Genomic DNA, 22352 nt, shown 5'->3' with positions numbered 1-22352 from the left:
GCAGGGCCGGATCGAAAAAAGGAACGAGACTATGTTGCAGGTCAATGCACTCAACCAGTTCTACGGCGGCAGCCACATCCTGCGCAACGTCACCTTCGAGGTGCCGCAAGGCAAGCTGACGACCTTGCTTGGCCGCAATGGCGTGGGCAAGAGCACCTTGCTCAAATGCCTGATGGGCGTGGTGCCGACCAAGAGCGGCAGTATCAGCTGGGCGGGGCAGGCGCTGGAGAAAAAGCCGCCGTATGAGCGCGTCGCATCGGGGCTGGCCTACGTGCCGCAAGGCCGCGAGATCTTCCCGCGCCTGACGGTGGAAGAGAACCTGCTGATCGGCGCGGCCAGCCTCAAGAGCCCGTCGGGCGTGCCGGACCGCATCTACCAGTTGTTTCCCGTGTTGCGCAGCATGCGCCAGCGCCGCGGCGGCGATCTCTCCGGAGGCCAGCAGCAACAGCTGGCGATCGGCCGCGCGCTGATGAGCGAGCCCGAACTGCTGATCCTGGACGAGCCGACCGAAGGCATCCAGCCCTCGATCATCCAGGACATCGGGCGCGCGCTGCGCCTGCTGGTGGACGAGTTCGGCATGACGGTGCTGCTGGTGGAGCAATATTACGAATTCGCCCGGCACCTGGCGGATCATTACGTGGTGATGAGCCGCGGCGAAGTGGTGGCAAGGGGCGAGGGCGCGAAGATGGAAGAGGAGGGCGTGCGGGAGCTCATCGCGGTGTGATGCGACACGCGGTGCCGCATGATCGTAGTGCTGGTGTGTTCCCCCTCTCCCGCTGTGCGGGAGAGGACGGACGCTTGCCCGCAGCCGATCGGGTGCCGTCCCGACTGTGGCCTCGAGTGCGGCCTCGGATGCCGCTTCGAATGCCGCTTCGAATGCGCCCTCGAATACCACTTCCAGTGCCCCCGGCTGCGCGCTATGATGCCCGCATCCAGGGCACGATGCATTGCCGGCTGCCTCCGCCATTCCAACATTCATGCGTCATCCCGACTTTCCTTCGACCCTCGCCGTGCCACCCGCATGGGAGGCCAGCCTGCGCCTGCGCTTTGCCGCGCGCGCCGAGCGCAGCGCGCTGGTCGAGCGCCGGCACCAGGGGCCGTTGCTGGTGCAAAAGCCACTCTATCCCGAGGGCTCGATCTGCCACGTGGTGATCCTGCATCCGCCCGCGGGCGTGGCCGGCGGCGACAGCTTGGACATCGACGTGACGGTGGGCGCCGGCGCCCATGCGGTGCTGGCGACGCCTGGCGCCACCAAGTGGTACAAGTCGCTCGGCCGGGAGGCCGCGCAGCGCGTCACGCTGACGCTGGAAGCCGGCGCGCGGGTGGACTGGCTGCCGCAGGAGAACATCGTTTTCGATGACGCGCACGCGCGCCTTGCCACCACCGTGACGGTGGCACCCGGTGCCAGCGCGATCGGCTGGGATGCGGTCGTGCTGGGCCGGCAGGCCAGCGGCGAGACCTGGAGCCGCGGCACGCTGGGCATGGAGACCCGGGTGCAGGGCGGCGGCAAGCGCGCGCTGTGGATCGAGAGCGCGCAGCTGGACGCGGCGTCTGCGCTGCGCCAGGCGGTGGCCGGGCTGGACGGGCTCAATGTCATGGGCACGCTGTGGGCGGTAGGTGACGGTGCCACGCAGGAACTCGCCGAGATGCTGGCCGAGCAGCTGCCGTATCGGCCGGACCTGCGCGCCGGCGTGACGCGGCTCGAGCAGGACGGCCAGCCGATGCTGCTGCTGCGCGTGCTGGGCGCGCAGATGGAAGCGGTCAGGCACTTGATGGTCACGGCGTGGAGCGCGCTGCGCGAACCGATCCACGGTGTGCCGGCCAGGCCCCTGAGGCTGTGGGCGACGTAGGTGCCGACGCAAGCATTGTTCATCGCACACCGCACGGACAACACAAAAAACAACGGGAATACCAAGATGGAACTCACTCCGCGAGAGAAGGACAAGCTGTTGATCTTCACCGCCGCGCTGCTGGCCGAGCGCCGCCGCGCGCGCGGGCTCAAGCTCAACTATCCCGAGGCGGTGGCCTTGATCACCGCCGCCATCATGGAAGGCGCACGCGACGGCCGCTCCGTGGCGGAGCTGATGCATGAGGGCACGACCGTGCTCTCGCGCGAGGACGTGATGGATGGCGTGGCCGAGATGATCCCGGATATTCAGGTGGAAGCGACTTTCCCCGACGGCACCAAGCTGGTCACCGTGCACCATCCCATCGTTTGAACAAGACACGAGGTCAAGACATGAACCACTCCAACCGCTCGCGCGCCGTGAGGCTCGCCACCGTGGGCGCTTCGCTGGCGCTCGCCAGCGCCGCCGCCGTCGCGCATCCGGGCCATGACGCCACCACCGTTGGCGCCAGCCTGTTTGCCGGCTTGCTGCATCCTTTTACTGGCATGGATCACTTGCTCGCCATGGTGGGCGTGGGTGTGTGGAGCGCGCTGGGTGCCCGCTCGCCGCGCGAAGCCTTGCGCATGCCCTTTGCCTTCGTGGCCTTGATGCTGGCTGGCGCGGTGCTCGGCCTCGCCGGCATGAGCCTGCCGCTGGTGGAGCCGATGATTGCCGCGTCGCTGCTGGTGATCGGCTTGCTGGTGGCACTGCGCGCCAAACTGCCGGCATGGGCGGGGATGGCCATCGTGGGCGGCTTCGCCGTCTTCCACGGCTATGCGCACGGATCCGAGTTGCCGGCCACGGCCGGCGCCTTGCCCGCGGTAGCGGCCTATGTGGGCGGCTTCAGCGTGGCCACGATGGTGCTGCACGCGGCCGGCATCGGCCTGGGCGGCGCGCTGCGCCGCCACGCGGGCTGGCTGGCACGGCTGGCCGGTGCGGGCGTGGCGCTGTATGGCGTCGGCCTGATGGTTGCCTGAGCGCACTGACCTCGACAAGGAACCCATCATGATCCCCGGTGAACTGATGCCCGCGCAGGGCGAGATCGAACTGAACGCCGGCCGTGCCACGGTCAGCGTGGCGGTGGCCAACACCGGCGACCGCCCGGTCCAGGTCGGCTCGCATTTCCATTTCTACGAGACCAACCCCGCGCTGGATTTTGACCGCGAGGCCGCGCGCGGCTTCCGCCTGAATATCGCCGCCGGCACTGCCGTGCGCTTCGAGCCGGGCCAGAGCCGCACGGTGGAGCTGGTGGCGCTTTCGGGCGCGCGCATCGTCTACGGCTTCAACGGCAAGATCATGGGAGCGCTGTGATGAGCGTGAAAATCTCCAGGCAGGCTTATGCCGAGATGTTCGGCCCCACCACCGGCGACCGCCTGCGGCTGGCCGACACCGGGCTCATCATCGAGGTGGAGAAGGACTTCACCGTCTACGGCGAGGAAGTGAAATTCGGCGGCGGCAAGGTGATCCGCGACGGCATGGGGCAGAGCCAGCGCATGGCCAAGGACTGCGTCGACACGGTTATCACCAATGCGCTGATCGTCGATCACTGGGGCATCGTCAAGGCCGACATCGGCCTCAAGGACGGGCGCATTGCCTCCATCGGCAAGGCCGGCAACCCGGACATCCAGCCGGGCGTGACGATCGTCGTCGGGCCGGGCACCGAGGTGATCGCGGGCGAGGGCATGATCGTCACCGCTGGCGGCATCGACAGCCACATCCACTTCATCTGCCCGCAACAGATCGAGGAGGCGCTGATGAGCGGTGTCACCACCATGATCGGTGGCGGCACCGGGCCGGCCACCGGCACCTTTGCCACCACCGTCACACCCGGCCCCTGGTTCATGGAGCGCATGCTGCAGGCGGTGGAGGCCTATCCGATGAATATCGGCCTGCTCGGCAAGGGCAACGCCAGCCTGCCGGGGCCGCTGATGGAGCAGGTCGAGGCCGGCGCCATCGGGCTCAAGCTGCACGAGGACTGGGGTACCACGCCCGCGGCCATCGATAACTGCCTGAGCGTGGCGGATGCCACCGACACGCAGGTGGCGATCCACACCGATACGCTCAACGAGGCTGGCTTCGTCGAAGCCACCGTGGCCGCGTTCAAGGGCCGCACCATCCATACGTATCACACCGAAGGCGCGGGCGGCGGCCATGCACCCGACATCATCAAGGTGTGCGGCGAGCCCAACGTGCTGCCGTCGTCGACCAACCCGACGCGGCCGTACACCATCAATACGCTCGACGAACACCTCGACATGCTGATGGTCTGCCACCACCTGGACCCGTCGATCGCCGAGGACATCGCTTTCGCCGAAAGCCGCATCCGGCGCGAGACCATTGCCGCCGAGGACATCCTGCACGACCTCGGCGCGTTCTCGATGATCTCCAGCGATTCGCAGGCCATGGGCCGGGTTGGCGAGGTCATCATCCGCACCTGGCAGACCGCGCACAAGATGGCCGCGCAGCGCGGCAAGCTGCCCGGCGACCCCAACGACGCGCGCGGCGGGCATGACAATTTCCGCGTCAAGCGCTACATCGCCAAGTACACGATCAACCCCGCGCTCACGCACGGCATCGCGCACGAGGTGGGCTCGGTAGAAGTCGGCAAGTGGGCCGACCTGGTGCTGTGGAAGCCGGCCTTCTTCGGCGTCAAGCCGAGCCTGATCTTGAAGGGCGGGATGATCGCCGCGGCAGCGATGGGCGACCCCAACGCATCGATCCCCACGCCGCAGCCGGTGCACTACCGCCCGATGTTCGGCGCCGGCGGACGCGCCCTGCACAAGTCATCGCTGACCTTCGTTTCGCAAGCGGCGCTGGCCGCCGATGTGGGCGGGCGCTACGGCCTGAACAAGGTGCTGTCGGCGGTACAAGGCACGCGCACCGTGGGCAAGCGCGACATGGTGCACAATGACTGGCAGCCGAACGTCACGGTGGATCCCGAGACCTACCAGGTGGTGGCCGACGGCCAGTTGCTGATCTGCGAGCCGGCTACCGTACTGCCGATGGCGCAGCGTTATTTCCTCTTCTGAAGGGCCGCTTTGCAAAAGATCGACAAACATCTCGCCGCCCCGCACGGCATCGCCGCCGTGCTGGTGCGCCGCGCGCCCAAGCTGGTGCTGCCTTTTTCCGAGCGCAGCAAAAGCCGCCTGCGCGCCACCCTCGACAACGGCGAAGAAGTGGCGCTGTTCCTTGCGCGCGGCACCGTGCTGCGCGGCGGCGACCTGCTGGTCACCGAAGGCGGCGTCTTTGTCGAAGTGCAGGCCGCGCCGGAATCCGTGCTGCAAGTCGGCGCCAGCGATCCGCAGGCACTGATGCGCGCGGCCTACCACCTTGGCAATCGCCACACGCCGGTGGAAGTGGGCCGCGACTACCTGCGCCTGGAATTCGACCCGGTGCTCGCGGACATGCTGGCCCGCCTCGGCGTGCAGGCCGAACGCGCGGAACTGCCGTTCGAGCCGGAAGCCGGCGCCTACGGCGGCGGGCACAAGCATGGGCATGAGGCGACGTTTGCCGAGGACTATGCCGCGGCGCAGGCGGTGTTCCATGAGCACCATGGGCACGACCACGATCACGATCATGGCCATGCGCACAGTCATGACCACGGCGATAAACATGGCCACGACCACGCGCCGCATGTGCACGACGAGAGCTGCGGGCACAAGCACTGAGGCTTTGTCCCACACGTATGAGCAAGCCACCGCGCACCCAAACTCCGATGCCTGAACACCCCTCTCCCGCTTGCGTGAGAGGGGAGGGGGAGGAGGGCGAGCGGGTGCCGAAGCCCCAGTTCGCCAAGTTGCTCCGTGCCAGCCAGACCGATGCCGAGCAGCGACTCTGGTATCGCCTGCGCGCCTATCGCTTCATGGGCCTCAAGTTCAGGCGCCAGAAGCAGATCGGTCCTTTTATTGCCGACTTTGTGTGCATGGAATTGAAGCTGGTGATCGAGGCTGACGGCGGGCAACACGGCGATGCGTCCGATGGCGCGCGCGACGCGTGGTTCAAGCGCAGCGGCTATACGCTCCTGCGTTTCTGGAATAACGAAGTGCTGGCGCAAACGGATGCCGTGCTGGAAAGAGTGCGTGAGGTAGTTTTGGAGCTGGGGCATATGGATGCGCCCGCCCTCTCCCCCAGCCCCTCTCCCGCAGGCGGGAGAGGGGAGCAAACCGGCTGCGCATCGGAGCATGCTAGATCGATATCGTCGACTTCGCCAACGCTCCCCTCTCCCGCTCGCGGGAGAGGGGTGGGGGGAGAGGGCGGGCGCTCGCCGAAGCCTGCGGCCTCCGAGCCCCCGGGCGACGCAAGTCAGCGCCTTATGCGCAAGCGCCCATGACCCAGCTCGCCCAACTCATCTCCCTGCTGCACCTCGCCTCGCCGGCGCTGCCGATCGGCGGCTTCAGCTATTCGCAAGGGCTGGAGGCTGCCATCGAGTGCGGCATGGTGCGCGATGCCGGCAGCGCGGAGCAGTGGGTGCGCAGCAACCTGCTGGACGTGCAGGCGCAGTGCGAAGCGCCCGTGTGGCTGCTGCTGTATCGCCATTGGCGCACGCTGGATGCAGCGCGGCTGGCCGAATGGAACGACTGGTTCCATGCCACGCGCGAAAGCGCCGAGTTGCGGCTGGAGACCGAGCAGATGGGCTGGTCGCTGGCGCGGCTGGTGGCGCAGATGGCGTGGGGCGATGCCGCACTGCGCGCGCAGTTGGCAGCGTTGTCGCCGGTGTGCCTGCCTACCGCCTTTGCCGCGGCTTGCGTGGCGCTGGACGTGAATGAGCGCGACGGCCTGGCGGCTTATTGCTTCAGCTGGGCGGAGAACCAGGTGTCGGCGGCGCTCAAGGCGGTGCCGCTGGGGCAGGTGGCCGGGCAGCACATCCTGCGCCGGCTGCATCCCGCGGTGCTGGAGACTGTCGACGAGGCCGTGCGGCGCGCCGCTGCCGAGCCACCGCAGCTGTCCACTTTTTCCCCGATGCTGGGGCTGCTGTCTGCGCGCCATGAGACGCAGTACTCGCGGCTGTTCCGTTCCTGAAGCGAACCACGGCAGCATTCAAACGATTCCCCAAGACAAGATGTCCACCATGACCCAGGCTCGTACCAAGAAGAATCCCCCGTTGCGCGTCGGCGTGGGCGGCCCCGTCGGTTCCGGCAAGACTACCTTGCTGGAGATGCTGTGCAAGGCCATGCGCGAGCGCTATGACCTGGTCGCCATCACCAACGATATCTACACCAAGGAAGACCAGCGCCTGCTGACCATCTCCGGCGCCTTGCCGGCGGAGCGCATCATGGGCGTGGAAACCGGCGGCTGCCCGCACACCGCGATCCGCGAGGATGCCTCGATCAACCTGGAAGCGGTCGAGCGCATGCTGGGCAAGTTTCCCGATGCCGACGTCGTCTTCATCGAGTCCGGCGGCGATAACCTGGCGGCCACCTTCAGCCCGGAGCTGTCGGACCTGACCATCTACGTGATCGACGTGGCCGGCGGCGAGAAGATCCCGCGCAAGGGCGGACCGGGCATCACCAAGTCTGATTTGCTGGTGATCAACAAGACCGACCTGGCCCCTTATGTTGGCGCCAACCTGAACGTGATGGAAAGCGATGCGCGCAAGATGCGTGGCGCGCGCCCGTTTGTGATGGGCAGCGTGAAGTCGGGGCAGGGGCTGGCTGAGGTGATCGCATTCATCGAGCGCCAGGGCATGCTGGGCGTGTAACGCCGGGCTGCCGCGACCGCGTCTTCAACGGCGGCGTGCGAGCACGCACAGGAAGCAGGGCGCGCGCGACAGCCACGCGCACGCATGCCGCCACGGCGCCGCGGGTTGTGGCATACTTGCCGCTCCATGACGTTCCAAGCGCTCGCCCCTTCTTCGCTGTGCCGTACCACCGATACCGGTGGCGCTGCTGCATGCGTGGGTGCCGAGCTGCCGGTCGGGGTTGCCTGCACGTCCGGCGCGTCGTCGATTTCCTTCTCGTTCTCCATTATTCGAATTATCCGGGGTCGCTGAGCTGCGGCTTTGGCTGGTGCTTGGTGGCCCGTGGTCCCTCCCTTGCCGTGCACGGCCATAGGGGCTTGCACGCGACCAACCGATTCGATGGAGAACACCCGATGTCCGATCTTTCAGACCTGCGCGCGCACGCCCGCTATCCCTTGCTGACCGAAATCCAGAGCACCGCGCGGCGCCTGCAAGGCAAGGTGCTGGAGACACCCGTGTGGCGCTGGCAGACCGGGGCGGCCCTGCAACTCGATGCCGGTACCGAGGTCTGGCTCAAGCTGGAACTGTTCCAGCTCACCGGCACCTTCAAGGTACGTGGCGCGCTCAACAGCATCGAGCACATGGATGCCTCTGCGCGGGCGCGCGGCGTGGTGGCGGCCAGCGCTGGCAACCATGCCATGGCGGTGGCCTACGCGGCCAAGGTGGCCGGCGTCGGCGCCAAGCTGGCCATGCCGGCCACCGCCAGCCCCGCGCGCGTGGCGGCCTGCCGCGAGGCAGGCGCCGAGGTGCTGTTGCTGCCGGACGTGCATGCCGCTTTTGACCACGCGCTGCAGCTGGTGGCCGACGAAGGCCGCACCATGGTGCACCCCTACGATGGCCCGCTGATCGCGCAGGGCACCGCGACGGTCGGGCTTGAGCTGATGCGCCAGGTGGCTGGGCTGGATGCGGTGGTGGTGCCGGTAGGCGGTGGCGGCCTGTGCGGCGGCATTGCCGCGGCGGTCAAGCAGATCAATCCGGCTTGCCGGGTCTATGGGGTCGAGCCGGATGGCGCCGATGCCATGAACCGCAGCTTCGAGGCCGGGCGGCCGCAAACGCTGGAGCGCGTCACGACGGTTGCCGACAGCCTGGGCGCGCCTTATGCGCTGGACTACAGCTACGGCGTGTGCCGCCAGTTTGTCGACGGCATGGTGCGCGTCTCAGACGAGGCGATACGCGCGGCCATGCGCATCCTCTATCGCGACATGAAGCTGGCCACGGAACCGGCTACCGCGGTGTCCACCGCGGCGCTGCTGGGGCCCCTGCGCCAGACACTGGCGGGCAAGAAGGTCGCGCTGATCGTGTGCGGGTCCAATCTCGACGCAGCGCGCTTTGCCGAACTGCTGGCAGTGGACGAGCCCGCCTGCGCTAGCTGAATCCGGCGCCGTCAGGCCTGCATGGCCCGGACGGCGATCGTGCGTGCCACCGATGCGATCACGTCCTGCTCTGCATCGGTCATCAAGGCCATATGGCGCACCGTGACACGCTGTGCCGGCGTGATGTTGAACTCGGCGCAGCGTTGTTCCAGCACGAGCGCGCCGCCGCGGCCGCCGCTGTCGGCCTCGCTGAAGTTGAGCATCTCGCTGGCGTCCACGCCCAGCGTGCCGGCCAGCGCGCAGATATTGATCAAGGAGACATTGCGCACGCCGCGCTCGATGCCGCTGAGGTAGGAGCGCGCCATGCCGCTTTCGAGAGCGAGCTTTTCCTGTGACCAGCCACGCTGTTTGCGCAGCTCGGCAAGGTGCAGCCCGAAGCGCTTGAGAGGATCGGCGACCATGGCTCTGTACGTGATTGAGAACGGATCGAGGCTAAGGGTTTGACCTCTTTGTAGCGACGCCTTATAGTAGTACGCACTATAGGTCACTGACCTGGCACTCGCCGCATGCCCTCGCATGTCCTCGCATGTAATCCCATGTATCCGGACGTCGCCGGACGTCGCCGGACGTCGCCGGACGTCGCCGGACGTCGCCGGACGTCGCCGGACGTCCTTGCATGCCGGACGAAGCGCGGCGCCAATGCGTCGCCGGCAACCTGCGGATGATGCCCGCCGGCGAAGGGTAAAAGCTTGTCCAAATGTTACGAATGGGTTTCGCAGCCACAAGGAAAGAGGCGCCCCGCCTCGGCATCTTGTTAAAGCAGCGAAGCACCAGGCCAAAAAAGATTACGACCTCGACATAGAGGCACTCAAATCCCCGGGGAAGCGCGGCGCTGTATTTTTCCATTACGTGGAGAGTGAGTGCCATGCGTATTTTTTCGTTGTTCGACGCGCAGATGCGTGGCGAAATCCTGACAGGCGGAACCGCGTCGCAGTTGCGCGTGGGCCTGCAGGTGAGGGTGGTGCCGGAAGCCGCTGGCCTGGGCAGCAGCGGGGACTACGTCTTTTTGCGCCAAGGCGCGATGCAGTCCGGCATTGTCACCACGCGTGCCGAGTGGTGGGCTTGCCTGCACGGCACGATCAAGCTGACCCCGGTGGGTGGCGAGCCGGTGCTGGTGTCGGCGGGCGGCGTCTATGCGCTGCGCCAGGCCGAGCGCGTGCATCTGGCGGTGCTGCAGGACACGGTATTGATCCGTGCGATCCTGGACCCGAATGCCGTCGGGCTGGTGGGAGCGGGCGTGACCAGCAGCTACGATGCCTTTGCCGTGGGCCAGGCGGATTTCTGGCGGGCCGATGGCGCACAGCGCGGTGCGGATGGCGTGCCGCGCGCCAATGCGGCTTTTGTCTCGCTGGCCGAGGGCGAGCCTGAATGGGCGCTGCGCCTGCGCGCGGGCGGGCTGAACTGGGCGGCCTGCCATGCGGGCACGCTATGCCTGCAGTGGCATTCGCCATGGCCGCACGTCGAGCGGCAGGTGGCGTACCTGCAGCCCGGCATGGTCTTCGCGCCGGATCCCGATGAGGCGTACCGGATCGACGCGCTGCATCCCGTGGCGAGCCTGCTGTGCTGCCTGCAGGCGCCGGCGCGCGTGGCCGGCGCTGGCGAGATGCAGGTGGTTTCCCTCCATTGACCGCCTGGCGCCATGGCCGCGCTGACGGGCTGCTCAGCGGCGCTGGTACTGCGTGGCGCCGAACAGGATTTCCCGTTCCTTGTCGCCGCTCAGCGGCTTGCGTTCCTGTGCCAGCACCGCGACACCGCGCTGCACGGCGGGCCGCTCGGCGATCTCAAGGAACCAGCGCTTCAGGTGCGGATAGTCGTCCAGCTCCACACCCTGGTTCTGCCAGCTGCGCAGCCACGGGAAGGTCGCGATATCCGCCACGGAGTATTCGCTGCCAGCCAGCCAGGCATGTTCCGACAGTTGCTTGTCGATGACGCCGTACAAGCGCTTGGCCTCGTTGGTGTAGCGGTTGATGGCGTACTCGATCTGCTGTGGCGCATACATGCGGAAATGGTGCGCCTGGCCCAGCATCGGGCCGACGCCGCCCATCTGGAACATCAGCCATTGCAGCGCGTCGTACTTGCCGCGCACGTCCTCGGGCAGGAACTTGCCGGTCTTGCCGGCGAGGTAAAGCAGGATGGCGCCGGACTCGAACAGCGAGATGGGTTTGCCGTCCGGGCCATCGGGGTCGACGATGGCCGGGATCTTGTTGTTCGGGCTGATCTTGAGGAAGTCCTCGCCGAACTGGTCGCCGGCGCCAATATTGATGGGGTGGACCTTGTACGGGAGGCCGCACTCCTCGAGCATGATGTGGATTTTGTGGCCGTTGGGCGTGGGCCAGCTGTAGACGTCGATCATCGGGAAGGGCTCCTGGCTGCGATCGTGCAATCGGTGAATCGCCACATCAACCACTGGCGCGGCGAACCGCGCGATTTAAGCACAGAAGAAAAAAACGCGCAGACTGGCTGCGCGTTTTCCATGTTGCCAGCAGGGCCGGCGGTGAGACCGGTTGTGGCCGGTTGTGGCCGCTTGTGGCGGATTGCGGATCGTTGCGGCTTAGAAGCCGCGTGCCACCGGCATGCTGATGTCGTCCGGGCTCACGCCCATGTGCTTGGCCAGCTCCAGCTTGGCGATGGCGTTGCGGTGCACCTCGTCCGGGCCGTCGGCCAGGCGCAGGGTGCGCTGGTGCGCCCACCAGTTGGCCAGCGGGAATTCGTCAGAGACGCCAGCGGCGCCGTGCACCTGGATGGCCCAGTCGATCACCTTCAGCGCCATGTTGGGGGCGACGACCTTGATCATGGCGATCTCGGCCTTGGCCACCTTGTTGCCGGCGGTGTCCATCATGTAGGCGGCCTTGAGCGTCAGCAGGCGCGCCATTTCGATTTCGCAGCGGGCTTCGGCGATGCGCTCGCGCGTCACGCCCTGGGCGGCCACCGGCTTGCCGAATGCAACGCGCGACAGGGCGCGCTTGCACAGCAGTTCCAGCGCGCGCTCGGCCACGCCGATGCTGCGCATGCAGTGGTGGATGCGGCCCGGGCCGAGGCGGCCTTGGGCGATCTCGAAGCCGCGGCCTTCACCCAGCAGGATGTTGGCTGCCGGCACGCGCACGTCCTTCAGCTCGATCTCCATGTGGCCGTGCGGCGCGTCGTCGTAGCCGAACACCGGCAGGAAGCGCTTGATGGTGATGCCCGCGGTATCGGCCGGCACCACGATCATCGATTGCTGTTCATGACGGCCCGCTTCCGGGTCGGTCTTGCCCATCACGATATAGACCTCGCAACGGGGATCGCCCGCGCCCGACGACCACCACTTGGTGCCGTTGATCACGTATTCGTCGCCATCGCGGCGGATGCTGCAGCAGATATTGGTGGCGTCCGACGAAGCCACGGCCGGCTCGGTCATCAGGAAGGCCGAGCGGATCTCGCCGCGCAGCAGCGGCTCCAGCCACCTGTCCTTGAGTTCTTCCGACGCGTAGCGCTCCAGCGTCTCCATGTTGCCGGTATCGGGCGCCGCGCAGTTGAAGACTTCGGCCGACCAGGGCACCCGGCCCATGATCTCGCACAGCGGTGCGTATTCCAGGTTGGACAGGCCTTCCGGGGCACGCTTGGAATGGGGCAGGAACAGGTTCCACAGGCCGGCTTCGCGCGCCAGCGGCTTGAGTTCCTCGATCACCTTGGTCGGGACCCAGGCGTTGCCGGCCTGGCGGTTGGCCTGGATCTCGGCGTAGAAGCGCTTCTCGTTCGGATAGATGTGCTTGTCGAAGAAGGCCAGCAGGCGAGCCTGCATTTCCTTGACCTTGGGGGTGTACTCGAATTGCATGTTGTCTCCTCCACCTCTGAATGAGGCCGGCATCGGTTGGGCCGCCGCGGGTTGCGGTGGGCCGTTTCCGGCACCGGCGGACGCGGTTTGCGCCGACTGGAGAGGACTGTACCGCAATCCAGGTAATTAGAAAAATGAATTTTCTGGATTTGCCAGTATCAATACCGTGCATTCCATGCCAGAATGCCCATCATGCAGCTATCCCGCATCGACCTGAATCTCTTCGTGGTGTTCGACGCTATCTATAGCGAAGGCAGCATCACGGCCGCCGCCCGCCAGCTTAACCTGACCCAGCCCGCGGTCAGCCACGCGCTGGGGCGCATGCGCCTCTTGTTTGACGACCCGCTATTCGAGCGGCGGGGGCAGGGCATGGCACCCACGCCGCTGGCGCGCTCGCTGGCCGCCGAGGTGCGCACGGCCCTGCAGTCCTTTGCCCGCACCTTGCAGGACACGCCGCATTTCGATCCGGCGGCCACGGTGCGCCGCTTCACCATTGGCATGCGCGATGCGCTGGAGTCCACCCTGCTGCCGCCCCTGATGGCCCGCGTGACCGCGATGGCGCCGCAGGTGGAGATCGCGGCGATCCGCTTCGACCGGCGCGAGATGGAGTCGGAACTGCTGGCCGGCACGCTCGACGCGGCCATCGATATCTTGCTGCCGGTGTCGCCGGCCATCCATCACACGCCCTTCATGGCCGACCCGATGGTGGTGCTGGCCCGCCGCGACCATCCGCTGATGAAGAAGGAGCTGACGCTGGAGCGCTACCTGGCCGCCGAGCACGTGCATGTGTCGTCCCGCCGGCGCGGGGCCGGCCTGGAAGACCAGGCGCTGCACCGCATGGGCCTGACGCGCCGGGTGCGGTTGCGCTGCCAGCATTACGCCGCGGCCTGCCGGGTGGTGAGCTGCACCGACTTGCTGGCCACGCTGCCGCTGCGCTACGCGCGCATCGCCAACGAGCCATATGCCAACCGCTTGCTCTCGCTGCCCTTCAAGGTGCCTACGCTGGAACTGCACCTTTACTGGCATGCCGGCGGCGAGAATGATGGCGCCAATCGCTGGCTGCGCGAGCAACTGCTGGCGGTGATCAACTCGCTCGGCGGCGGTGTGGGCGAGGTGGCCCTGGACTGAGCGCGCCGAGCCTCGTCCCCTGCGCCTACCAGGATGCGCTATCGGCCTGGCGCTCGATGCGCACGGTGGCTGGCGGCAATGTGCTGTCGGCCTGCACCGCATAGGGCAGCGGCGGCCGGTATTGCGCCGGCACCGCCTGCCATAGCCGCTCGACCCACGCCCTGACCTCGGGGCTGGCCGGCGCCGACGCCGTGACACGCAGCGCCAGCTGCGCCCCGGCGGCGGGCTCGGCCCCCGACGGGGCGGATAGCAAGCGCTCCACCGCTAGCTGAGGTTCTTCCCGCAAGCTCATCGTCAACGTTCCCACCCTTTGCACGCGTGCGGCAGGCGCGGGTGCGCGTGCCGCATCGGCCTGCTGCGACGGGCTGGCGCGCAGTGCCAACCTGGGTGCATCGATGGTGGGCGCTGGCGCCGGTGGGGCGATGGGGGCGATCGGGGCTGGCGGCGCAATGGCAGCCATCGGCGCGATCGGCGCCATGGGTGCCGGGGCAGGTACCGCAGGCGCTGCCGCTGCGGCGGGAGGCGCTCCGGCAGAGAGTGAGCCGGTCGCGCCCGCTGCGCTTTCCCTGGATGCAGGTGCACGCTGTTCCGCTAGCCGGTCCGGCTCGCGAGGCGCGGCCTTGGCCTGTGCCTCGGCGGGGGGGCGGGCCGGTGCAGGCGCAGGCTGTGCGGCATGAGCGGCTTGAGTGTCGGACGGAGGCACTGGCGCATCCGCGCGCGGCGATGCCGGCTGTCCCGCGGATTCCGCTTGCGGAGCTGGAGCCGGGGCCGGAGCCGCTGGCTGCACCGCCGCTTGTGCAACCGGCTTGGCGGGTTCCGCCTGCTTTGCCGTCTTGTTTGCCGCCGTGTCCGCCACGGGGGCCGGGGCTTGGGCGGGTAACGTGATTTCGCCGTGGCGCAGGTCAAGCTGGCGCATGACGATCTGCAGTGACAAGACGCCCACGCCGAGGGTGGCGGCGAGCGCGCCCAGCGCGGGCCACCAGCGCCGTGCGGGGCGGGCACGGGGCGGCTTGCCAGTTGGCTCTGCGCCGGCGGCCGGTTGTGCGGGCAGCGCCTGCTCGCGCAGCCACGCCTGCGCCGCCTCGCTGACAGGCGCGCCGAGCACGCTTTGCGGCACGTCGCCGCGCCGGATTTCCTCCAGCACGGCATTGCGGCGCGTGGCCTGCGCCGCTTGCATCCGCGCGGCTTGCGCCATGACCGCTGCCTGCAATCCCGCCGGCGGCGTGAAATCCAGATCGTCATCGTCGGCGGGCGCCTCGGCTTGTTCGGCGTAGGCCCGGACCTTGGCCGGCAGCGAGGCTGGCGGCAGCGGCGCTGGCGCGTTGCGCGCCGCCTGCTCCGCACGCGCCGCAGCCATCACCGAGGCCTCCAGCGAGGCCGGCGGTACAAAAGCGGGCAACTCGCGCAACAATGCCGCGAGCCGGTCCTCGCCGGCGATGAAGCGTTCGTCCGCGCTCATGGCAGCCGCTCCTGCGATGGCGTGGCCACCAGGTTCTCGCGCAGCCGTGCAAAGGCGTAGCGCAGCCGGCTCTTGATGGTCTCGAACTTCTCGCCCAGCGTCAGGGCGATGTCCTCCACGCTCATCTCGCTGAAGAAGCGCAGCACGATCACCTCGCGCTGCGCCGCCGGCAGCGCCAGCAGCGCTTGCCGCACGCCCTGCAGGTTCTGGCGCAACTGCGCCTCGGCCTCGGGGCTGAGGTCGTCGGCAGGCATGGCGAGATGCGTCTCGTCGAGCGTGTCGCGCTGGCGCTCGTAGGCGCCGCGCAACTGGTCCAGCCAGGTATTGCGCGCGATCTGGAACAGGAAGGTGCGCAGGGCCGCGCTGGGCTGGTAGTCCGCGCAGCGGGTCATCAGCTTGACCCAGGTCTTCTGGGTCACGTCCTCGGCCTCGCTGGTGTTGCCCTGGCAAAGCCAGGCCACGTAGTTGTACAGCGCCGCGTTGTGGCGGCGGAACAGCTCGGCCACCGGCTGCTCGATCAGGCCGTTGGCGACCAGCAGCATCAGGTCGGTATCCGGCAGCGCGGACAGTCCGGCAGAGGATGGGGAGGGCGGGGCGCCAGGTGAGGGGGCATGCATGCGCGGGAGTATATGACAGCCCCGCGCGCCGCTGCGAGGGGCTGTCGGTGCCGGGTGCCTGCGCGCGGGCAACCCGGCGGATGGTGGGCGAGGCGGCCTCAGCGTGGCGGCTCCCTGGCAGGCTCGCCGCCTTGTGCCAGCGGTGCGCGCGTCGACAGGGCCTGCGCCAGGTCGACCAGCTTGATGAACTCGCCGCGGTAGCCAAAGCGGTCGGCGCCGCGCGCGCCGAGCGCCAGGGTGCGCGCGTCGGCGTAGGTCCAGCCGTTGACATGATTGCCGCCACGCAGTATCTGGCCGAAGCCGGCTACCGCCGCGGCGAAGCGCATGGCGTCGTCGGCCTGCGCCAGCGGCCGCACCGCGCTGTCCTGCACGGCCAGGTCGATCAGCTCGCTGGCTTGCGCCTGCGGCAGCTTGTAGCGCAGCTTGATGTGGGCCAGCTCGCCAGCGGCGCCCTTGCCTGGCTGGGCGGCAGGGCTCGCCGGCTGGTAGCGCAGCGGGTCGATCAGGCCGGGCTGGCCCGCCAGCGTCAGCTCATAGAGGGCTGTCACGGTGTGGCCGGCACCGATGTCGCCGGCGTCGACCTGGTCGTTGTTGAAATCCTCGCGCTTGAGCGCGCGGTTTTCATAGCCGATCAGGCGGTATTCCTTGACCGTGGCGGGGTTGAACTCGACCTGGATCTTGACGTCGCGCGCCACCGTCGCCAGCGTGGAGCTGAACTCCTCGGCCAGCACCTTCTGGCCTTCCATCAGGTTGTCGATGTACGAGTAGGCGCCGTCGCCCGCGTCGGCCAGTTGCTCCATCAGCTGGTCGTTGTAGTTGCCGGTGCCAAAGCCCAGCGTGGACAGCGAAACGCCGGACTTGCGCTTCTCCGCGACCAGGGCCTTGAGCTGGCGGAAGTCGGTGATGCCCACGTTGAAGTCGCCATCGGTGGCTAGCAGCACGCGGTTGATGCCGCCCGCGATAAAGCTCTGCTGCGCAGCCTGGTAGGCCAGCGCGATGCCGCTCGCGCCGGCGGTCGAGCCGCCCGCTACCAGCGAATCGATGGCCGACGAGATGGTAGCCTTGTCGCTGCCTGGCGTCGGCGGCAGCACCACGCGCGTGCCGCTGGCGTAGGTCACCAGCGTGATGCGGTCCTGCGCGCGCAGCGCGTTGGTCAGCAGCTTGAGCGAGGACTTCAGCAGCGGCAGCTTGTCGGGCGAATACATCGACCCCGACACATCGACCAGGAAGACCAGGTTGGCCGGCGGCAGGCTGTCGCGTGCCGCGTCGGCGGCCTTGATGCCGATGCGCAGCAGCACGTTGCGCGCTTGCCATGGCGCGGGCGCGGCGTCAGCGTGCACGGCAAAGGGGCGGCCATCGCGCGGCTGCGCGTAGTCGTACGGGAAGTAGTTGACCATTTCCTCCACGCGCACCGCGTCGGCCGGCGGCAGGCGGCCGGCATTGAGCAGGCGGCGCACATTGCTGTAGCTGCCGGTGTCGACGTCGATGCTGAAGGTGGAGACAGGCGCTTGCGCTACCTGCTGCACGCCGTTCTCGTCGATGGCGCCATAGCGCTCACGGTCTGGCCCAGGCTGCGGCTGCGGGTAGGGCATGGGGCGTGCCATCAGGGTCATGGGCGCCGCAGGCATGGCGCGCATGGCAGGCGCGTATGCATTGGCCACGGCGCCGGCGACCGCCTCCTTGGCGGCAGATGCGGTGTCGCGGGCTTCTGCCGTCGGCACGGTGGCCACGGACTGCACGGGAGCGGCCGGGGCAACCGGCGCAACCGGGGGAGTTGCCACCGGCTGCGTGGCCGGTGGCGCGTTGTCGGCGCGCGCGGGCAAATCCGGCGGGGTGGAGGCTGTGGTGGAATGACCACCGCAAGCGGCCACCGCAAAGGCAATGGCCAAGGCTCCCAAGCGCTTAAGCATGTGCTTTTCTCCTGAAGGGCCGCGCCGGCGATGCCGGCGGCAGGGCGCTGTCAGTGAAACGAGGCAGCCTGGCGCAAGGGGTTAAGCGCGATCAAAAAAATCAGAACTCGCCAAGACCCGGCAGGCCCGGCACGCGGGTCAGTCGAGCCGGATGTCGGCCTGCTTCACCACGGTGGCCCAGCGCGCACGCTCGGCGCTGAAGAACTTGTTCGTCTCCGGCGGCGTCATGGTCACCACTTCCGCACCCTGGCCGGCGAGCTGCGCGCGCACGTCCGGCAAGCGGATGATGCGGATCAGTTCGCTGCTGATGCGTGCCACCAGCGCATCGGGCATGCCCGCGGGCGCCATCACGCCTTGCCAGGTGCCCGACTCGAAGCCTGGCACCCCTTGCTCGGCAATGGTCGGCACTTGCCCCACCAGCGGCATGCGGGTCTTCTTGGACACCGCGATCACCTTCAGCTTGCCGGCCTGCACCTGGGGCAGCGTCGCCAGCATGCCGTTCATCAGCACCTGGGCGGTGCCGCCCACGGTATCGGCCACCGCCTGCGCACCGCCTTTGTAAGGCACGTATTGCCACTTCGCGCCGGTAGCCTGCGCCACCGCCACGCCCGCCAGGTGCGGCGCGCTGCCGATGGCGGTCACGGCAAAGTTGAGCTGGGTGCGCTTGGACAGGTCCACCAGTTCCTTGAGGTTGCTGACCTGCACCGAAGGATGGACCACCAGCAAATGCGGCGAGTACGCCAGCATGGAAACGCCCTTCAGGTCCTTGCCCGGATCGAACGTGAGTTTGGTGTAGACCGACGGGCTGATGGCCAGCGCGCCGACATCGCACAGCAGCAACGTGTGATTGTCGGTGCCGGCCTGCGCGACCATGGCGGCGCCGATATTGCCGTTGGCGCCCGGGCGGTTATCCACCACGATGGGTTGGCCGAGGGCTTCGCCGAGCTGGCGGCTGATCAGGCGGGCAATGATGTCGGAGGAGCCGCCGGCGGGATAGGGCACAACCAGCCGGATCGGGCGGGTAGGCCAGTCGGCGGCTTGCGCCGGCGACGACAGCAGCGTGCCGGCCGCGCCGAGGCTGCCCAGCGTGGCGGTTGCGCCGAGGGACGAGAGTTGGGTCAGGAAGGTGCGGCGGCTGCTTGGCATGGGCGTTGTCTCCGGCTTTGTTTTCTTTGTACGTGTTGTATGTTGTCGTATGTGTTGGATCATAGCCGGAAGTCCTGGGCGGGTCCAGGGCATTTTCTGGCAGGATTTCAGGCGTGACGGATGGCGAGCCTGGCGAGAGTCGCGGTGAAGTCGTTGCCGAAAACTGGCCTACACATCATCTGATACGATAACTTGCCCCGTAAAAAAACCTCTTCCCCGCGCTGGGGGAAGAGGTTTTCCGATGATCCCGGCAAAGCGCCAGATTGCCAGATTGTTATTGCTTTGCCTTCTTTGCGTACTCCCAGCCCATTTCCGCCATCGGCCGGGCGCGCTTTCCTGCATCCGCGGCCTGCGCGGAGGAAGCCGTCCCGTCCACCACGCGCTTCATGATTCCCTGCAGGATGCCGGCAATCCGGAACATGCTGAACGCCAGGTAGAAATTCCAGTCGCCGGTGATCGGCCGGCCGGTGCGTTGCTCGTAGGTACGGCGGTACGTGGCCTCGTCAGGGATGCCAAGCCCGGCATGGTCCAGGCCGGCGATGCCGCGGAACTGTCCCGGGGCAATGTGCCAGCTCATGCAGTGGTAGCCGAAGTCGGCCATCGGGTGCCCCAGCGTGGACAGTTCCCAGTCGAGCACGGCCAGCACGCGCGGCTCGGTGGGGTGGAACATGAGGTTATCCAGCCGGTAGTCGCCATGCACGATGGACGTGAGATCGGCGTCTTCCTGCGGGATATGCTCGGGCAGCCAGGCCATCAGCGAGTCCATGGCCGGGATGCTCTCGGTCTCGGACAGCTTGTACTGCTTGGTCCAGCGCTCGATCTGGCGCGAGAAGTAGTTGCCCGGCTTGCCGTAGTCGCCCAGGCCGATGGCCTTGTAGTCGACGGTGTGCAGCGCGGAGATGACGCGGTTCATCTCGTCGTAGATGGCGGCGCGCTCGGCCGGCGTCATGTCGGGCAGCGACTGGTCCCACAGCACGCGGCCGGCGACGAATTCCATGATGTAGAAGGCGCGGCCGATCACGGCTTCGTCTTCGCACAGCGCGTACATCCTGGCCACCGGCACGTCGGTGCCGGCCAGCGCGGCCATCACGCGGTACTCGCGCTCGATGGCGTGGGCCGAAGGCAGCAGCTTGGACTTGGGGCCCGGCTTGGCGCGCATCACGTAGGTCTGGCCAGGTGTGATCAGCTTGAAGGTGGGGTTGGACTGGCCGCCCTTGAACTGCTCGATGGAGAGCGGGCCGGCAAAGCCGGCAACATGCTCGCGCATCCAGGCTTCCAGCGCGGCCAGGTCAAAGCGTTGCTGCTCGGCTACCTCGCGGGTGCCTTCGAAATTCGAAACGTTGGTGCTCATGCTGTCTCCATGTTTTCGGTATGTTCCGGGTTTTCCGAGATTCGATTACGTCTGTCTTGTCCGTCTTGTCCGTCTTGTCTGTTTTATCTTTATCTCTGTGCGGCGTGGCTAGCTGGCCGGCCCGCGCAGGTCGCGAAAGCGCAGGTATTGATGCAGCAACACTTCCATGGTGGTGTGGCGCGAACCGCTGTGCACGGGCGTGGGCGGCGAGTAATTCATCATGCGCACCACCCAGTCCAGCGGATCGTCGCCCGCGTCGAGCACATTGATGCAGCCGGCGGTTTGCATCAGGCTGCCGTAGAACACGCGGCGCCCGCAGGTGATGGCGTGGGAAAGGATGGCGCGGTTGGTGCCGCCATGCAGGACCAGCAGGGCGGTGTCCCAGTTCGGGTCGTCGCGCAGGCGGCGCAGCGCGGGCAGCACGCGGTCGAGGAATTCGCCTACGCTCTCGCCATCGAGGAAGCGCTTGTCTTCGGGCACTTCGCCTTCAAAGGCGCCAATAAATGCGTCGCGCAGCTTGTCGTCGCTGATGCCTTGCAGCTTGCCGCCGCGGATTTCCTGCAGCTCGGGCCAGGTTTCCATCGCGGCATCGGCCATGCCGGGCAACTCCGCCAGCACGCGCTCGGCGGTTTCCACCGTGCGCGGCAGCCCGCTGACGATGATGCGGTCAAAGCCAATGTTCTCGGCGGCAAAGGCTCGGCCAGCCGCGCTGGCCTGTTCGCGCCCGGTCTCGTTGAGCGGCACCAGTTCGGGCAGCGCAGGGCGCCCGGTCTCGTCGAAGTAGGTCACCGCGCCATGGCGCATCAGGTAGACGCGGCGGCGGGGCGAGGGCGGCAATTCCATGCAAGTCTCCGGTGCTTGTGCTGCCGTGCCCGTCTGCGCGGGCATCGTTGGCGTGGCATTGCGAGGCCGGGTGCGCGCATTGGCGAACCCGGCGGGCAGGGCGGCTCAGCGGTAGTTCGGCTTGCGCTTTTCCAGGAAGGCGCCGATGCCTTCGCCGCCATCCTTGTGATGCAGCGCGGCCACGAAGTTGTCGCGTTCTTGCGCCAGGTGTTCGGTCAGGCTGGCGGTAGCGGCGTGGTTGATCAGGCCCTTGATGCGGCCCATGGCGTGCGGCGAGCGCGTGGCCAGCGATTCGCCCAGGCGCAGGGCTTCGGTCAGCGCCTGGCCGGGCGGCACCACGCGGTTGACCAGCCCGAAATGCGCCAGGCGCGCGGCATCCACGGGCTTGCCTTCCATGATCAGTTCGCAGGCGAGCTGCCGGGGCAGGGCGCGGGCCAGCTCGTACGAGCCGCCGCCGTCAGGCGTCAGGCCAACGTTGACGTAGGCCATCACGAACTTGGCGTCGCTGGCGGCCACCACGAAATCGCAGGCGAGCACCAGCGAGAAGCCGGCGCCCGCGGCGGGGCCTTCCACGGCGGCGATGATCGGCTTGGGGAAGGCGTGCAGCGTTTCGATCCAGTGGTTCAGGACTTCGATGCTCTCGGCTTGCACCTCACGCGGCTTGGCGCGGTTGCCGAGCAGGCGGTTGAGGTTGCCGCCGGCGCAGAACACGCCATCGGCGCCGGTGATCACCACCGCGCGGATTTCGTCGTCGCGCGAGGCCAGCTCAAGCGCTTCCTGCGAGGCCGCGTAGATGTCCGGATGCAGCGCGTTGCGTGCCTCGGGGTTCGAGATGGTCAGCACCAGGGTGGTGTCGACGCGTTCGGATAGCAGCTGTGCGGTCATGGCGGCCTGTGCGGATGCGCGAATGCAACGATGCAACGCGGTGTCGGATACGAAACGACCGCAGGCCAGAAACAAGCCTGCGGTCGCGGTTCTTACTGCTCTTCGGCCAGCAGCGACAGGCCGAGCCCGGCGCGGCGCCACAGCCACGGGCTGGGGCGGTAGCGCATGTCGCCGGTCAGGCGTTCCAGGTTGCGCAGCACGGT

Annotated in this window: 23 protein-coding genes; 13 read left to right on the top strand and 10 right to left on the bottom strand. The window is 67.6% G+C overall.

All coding sequences use genetic code 11. From position 1 onward, the window contains the following. Positions 1-31 precede the first annotated feature (31 nt). The 11 genes from urtE to AC07XB_RS35785 all read left to right on the top strand — a co-directional run bounded on the left by urtE (position 32) and on the right by AC07XB_RS35785 (position 8996). Positions 32-724, top strand: a complete 693-nt coding sequence (gene urtE, locus AC07XB_RS35835; protein ID WP_006156811.1) for an urea ABC transporter ATP-binding subunit UrtE — start codon at positions 32-34, stop codon at positions 722-724. Positions 725-977: 253 nt separating this feature from the next. Further along, complete coding sequence (locus tag AC07XB_RS35830; protein WP_492832441.1) at positions 978-1850, top strand: urease accessory protein UreD; 873 nt, start codon at positions 978-980, stop codon at positions 1848-1850. A 66-nt stretch (positions 1851-1916) separates the two neighbouring features. Then, on the top strand, positions 1917-2219 hold the full coding sequence (locus AC07XB_RS35825; RefSeq protein WP_043351444.1) for an urease subunit gamma: 303 nt from the start codon (positions 1917-1919) through the stop codon (positions 2217-2219). Positions 2220-2239: 20 nt separating this feature from the next. Next, positions 2240-2863 carry a HupE/UreJ family protein gene (locus AC07XB_RS35820; RefSeq protein ID WP_309403902.1) on the top strand — a complete coding sequence of 208 codons (624 nt, stop codon included), beginning with the start codon at positions 2240-2242 and terminating at the stop codon, positions 2861-2863. Between the two features lie 28 nt (positions 2864-2891). After that, positions 2892-3197, top strand: a complete 306-nt coding sequence (locus tag AC07XB_RS35815; protein WP_492376158.1) for an urease subunit beta — start codon at positions 2892-2894, stop codon at positions 3195-3197. Next, complete coding sequence (gene ureC / locus AC07XB_RS35810) at positions 3197-4915, top strand: urease subunit alpha (RefSeq protein WP_492807838.1); 1719 nt, start codon at positions 3197-3199, stop codon at positions 4913-4915. Before AC07XB_RS35815 ends, ureC begins: the two co-directional genes overlap by 1 nt. A 9-nt stretch (positions 4916-4924) precedes the next feature. Further along, positions 4925-5554: an urease accessory protein UreE gene (gene ureE, locus AC07XB_RS35805; protein WP_492832443.1), complete on the top strand. Its 630-nt coding sequence runs from the start codon at positions 4925-4927 to the stop codon at positions 5552-5554. A gap of 104 nt (positions 5555-5658) precedes the next feature. Beyond that, positions 5659-6216, top strand: coding sequence for an endonuclease domain-containing protein (locus AC07XB_RS35800; RefSeq protein WP_492832445.1), 558 nt, complete (start codon positions 5659-5661; stop codon positions 6214-6216). Next, positions 6213-6905, top strand: a complete 693-nt coding sequence (locus AC07XB_RS35795; RefSeq protein ID WP_492376718.1) for an urease accessory protein UreF — start codon at positions 6213-6215, stop codon at positions 6903-6905. The genes AC07XB_RS35800 and AC07XB_RS35795 overlap by 4 nt, the downstream gene beginning before the upstream one ends. 49 nt (positions 6906-6954) lie before the next feature. Beyond that, positions 6955-7584 carry an urease accessory protein UreG gene (ureG, locus tag AC07XB_RS35790; protein WP_492807834.1) on the top strand — a complete coding sequence of 210 codons (630 nt, stop codon included), beginning with the start codon at positions 6955-6957 and terminating at the stop codon, positions 7582-7584. Positions 7585-7976: 392 nt separating this feature from the next. Continuing rightward, positions 7977-8996 (top strand): threonine ammonia-lyase, encoded by a 1020-nt coding sequence (locus AC07XB_RS35785; protein ID WP_492807832.1) that lies wholly within the window; start codon positions 7977-7979, stop codon positions 8994-8996. Between the two features lie 11 nt (positions 8997-9007). Here the strand turns inward: AC07XB_RS35785 and AC07XB_RS35780 are convergent, their stop codons facing one another. After that, positions 9008-9397 (bottom strand): helix-turn-helix domain-containing protein, encoded by a 390-nt coding sequence (locus tag AC07XB_RS35780; protein ID WP_441633525.1) that lies wholly within the window; start codon positions 9395-9397, stop codon positions 9008-9010. A gap of 464 nt (positions 9398-9861) precedes the next feature. Between AC07XB_RS35780 and AC07XB_RS35775 the strand changes: the two genes are divergently transcribed. Further along, positions 9862-10623, top strand: a complete 762-nt coding sequence (locus AC07XB_RS35775) for a hypothetical protein (RefSeq protein ID WP_492832447.1) — start codon at positions 9862-9864, stop codon at positions 10621-10623. Positions 10624-10656: 33 nt separating this feature from the next. Here AC07XB_RS35775 and AC07XB_RS35770 read toward each other — a convergent pair whose 3' ends face one another. Together AC07XB_RS35770 and AC07XB_RS35765 are read right to left on the bottom strand one after the other, a co-directional pair. Further along, positions 10657-11349, bottom strand: a complete 693-nt coding sequence (locus AC07XB_RS35770) for a glutathione binding-like protein (protein WP_492807829.1) — start codon at positions 11347-11349, stop codon at positions 10657-10659. A gap of 198 nt (positions 11350-11547) precedes the next feature. Beyond that, positions 11548-12810: an acyl-CoA dehydrogenase family protein gene (locus AC07XB_RS35765; protein WP_492376724.1), complete on the bottom strand. Its 1263-nt coding sequence runs from the start codon at positions 12808-12810 to the stop codon at positions 11548-11550. A gap of 192 nt (positions 12811-13002) precedes the next feature. Here AC07XB_RS35765 and AC07XB_RS35760 point away from each other — a divergent pair, with 192 nt between their 5' ends. Further along, positions 13003-13938: a LysR family transcriptional regulator gene (locus AC07XB_RS35760; RefSeq protein ID WP_492832449.1), complete on the top strand. Its 936-nt coding sequence runs from the start codon at positions 13003-13005 to the stop codon at positions 13936-13938. A 25-nt stretch (positions 13939-13963) separates the two neighbouring features. On the opposite strand, the gene AC07XB_RS35755 is transcribed toward AC07XB_RS35760, so the two are convergent. The 7 genes from AC07XB_RS35755 to AC07XB_RS35725 form a co-directional block, all read right to left on the bottom strand. Beyond that, positions 13964-15397: a hypothetical protein gene (locus tag AC07XB_RS35755; protein ID WP_492832451.1), complete on the bottom strand. Its 1434-nt coding sequence runs from the start codon at positions 15395-15397 to the stop codon at positions 13964-13966. Next, complete coding sequence (locus AC07XB_RS35750) at positions 15394-16014, bottom strand: RNA polymerase sigma factor (RefSeq protein ID WP_492376483.1); 621 nt, start codon at positions 16012-16014, stop codon at positions 15394-15396. The genes AC07XB_RS35755 and AC07XB_RS35750 overlap by 4 nt, the downstream gene beginning before the upstream one ends. 98 nt (positions 16015-16112) lie before the next feature. Next, a complete protein-coding gene (locus AC07XB_RS35745) occupies positions 16113-17924 on the bottom strand; it encodes a vWA domain-containing protein (RefSeq protein ID WP_492832453.1) in 1812 nt (603 codons plus the stop codon). A gap of 138 nt (positions 17925-18062) precedes the next feature. Then, positions 18063-19070 carry a Bug family tripartite tricarboxylate transporter substrate binding protein gene (locus AC07XB_RS35740; protein WP_492832455.1) on the bottom strand — a complete coding sequence of 336 codons (1008 nt, stop codon included), beginning with the start codon at positions 19068-19070 and terminating at the stop codon, positions 18063-18065. Between the two features lie 274 nt (positions 19071-19344). After that, positions 19345-20421 (bottom strand): phosphotransferase, encoded by a 1077-nt coding sequence (locus AC07XB_RS35735; RefSeq protein WP_492376480.1) that lies wholly within the window; start codon positions 20419-20421, stop codon positions 19345-19347. 108 nt (positions 20422-20529) lie between these two features. Further along, the gene (locus AC07XB_RS35730; RefSeq protein ID WP_492832457.1) at positions 20530-21264 is read right to left on the bottom strand and encodes a histidine phosphatase family protein; all 735 of its coding nucleotides are present in this window, start codon (positions 21262-21264) and stop codon (positions 20530-20532) included. A gap of 105 nt (positions 21265-21369) precedes the next feature. Then, on the bottom strand, positions 21370-22149 hold the full coding sequence (locus AC07XB_RS35725) for an oxepin-CoA hydrolase, alternative type (RefSeq protein ID WP_492832459.1): 780 nt from the start codon (positions 22147-22149) through the stop codon (positions 21370-21372). Positions 22150-22352: the final 203 nt, after the last annotated feature.

The organism is Cupriavidus sp. GW821-FHT02F09 (assembly GCF_059421605.1).
The sequence above is the reverse complement of the archived record's forward strand: the minus strand, read 5'-3'. Positions and strand labels throughout refer to the sequence as shown.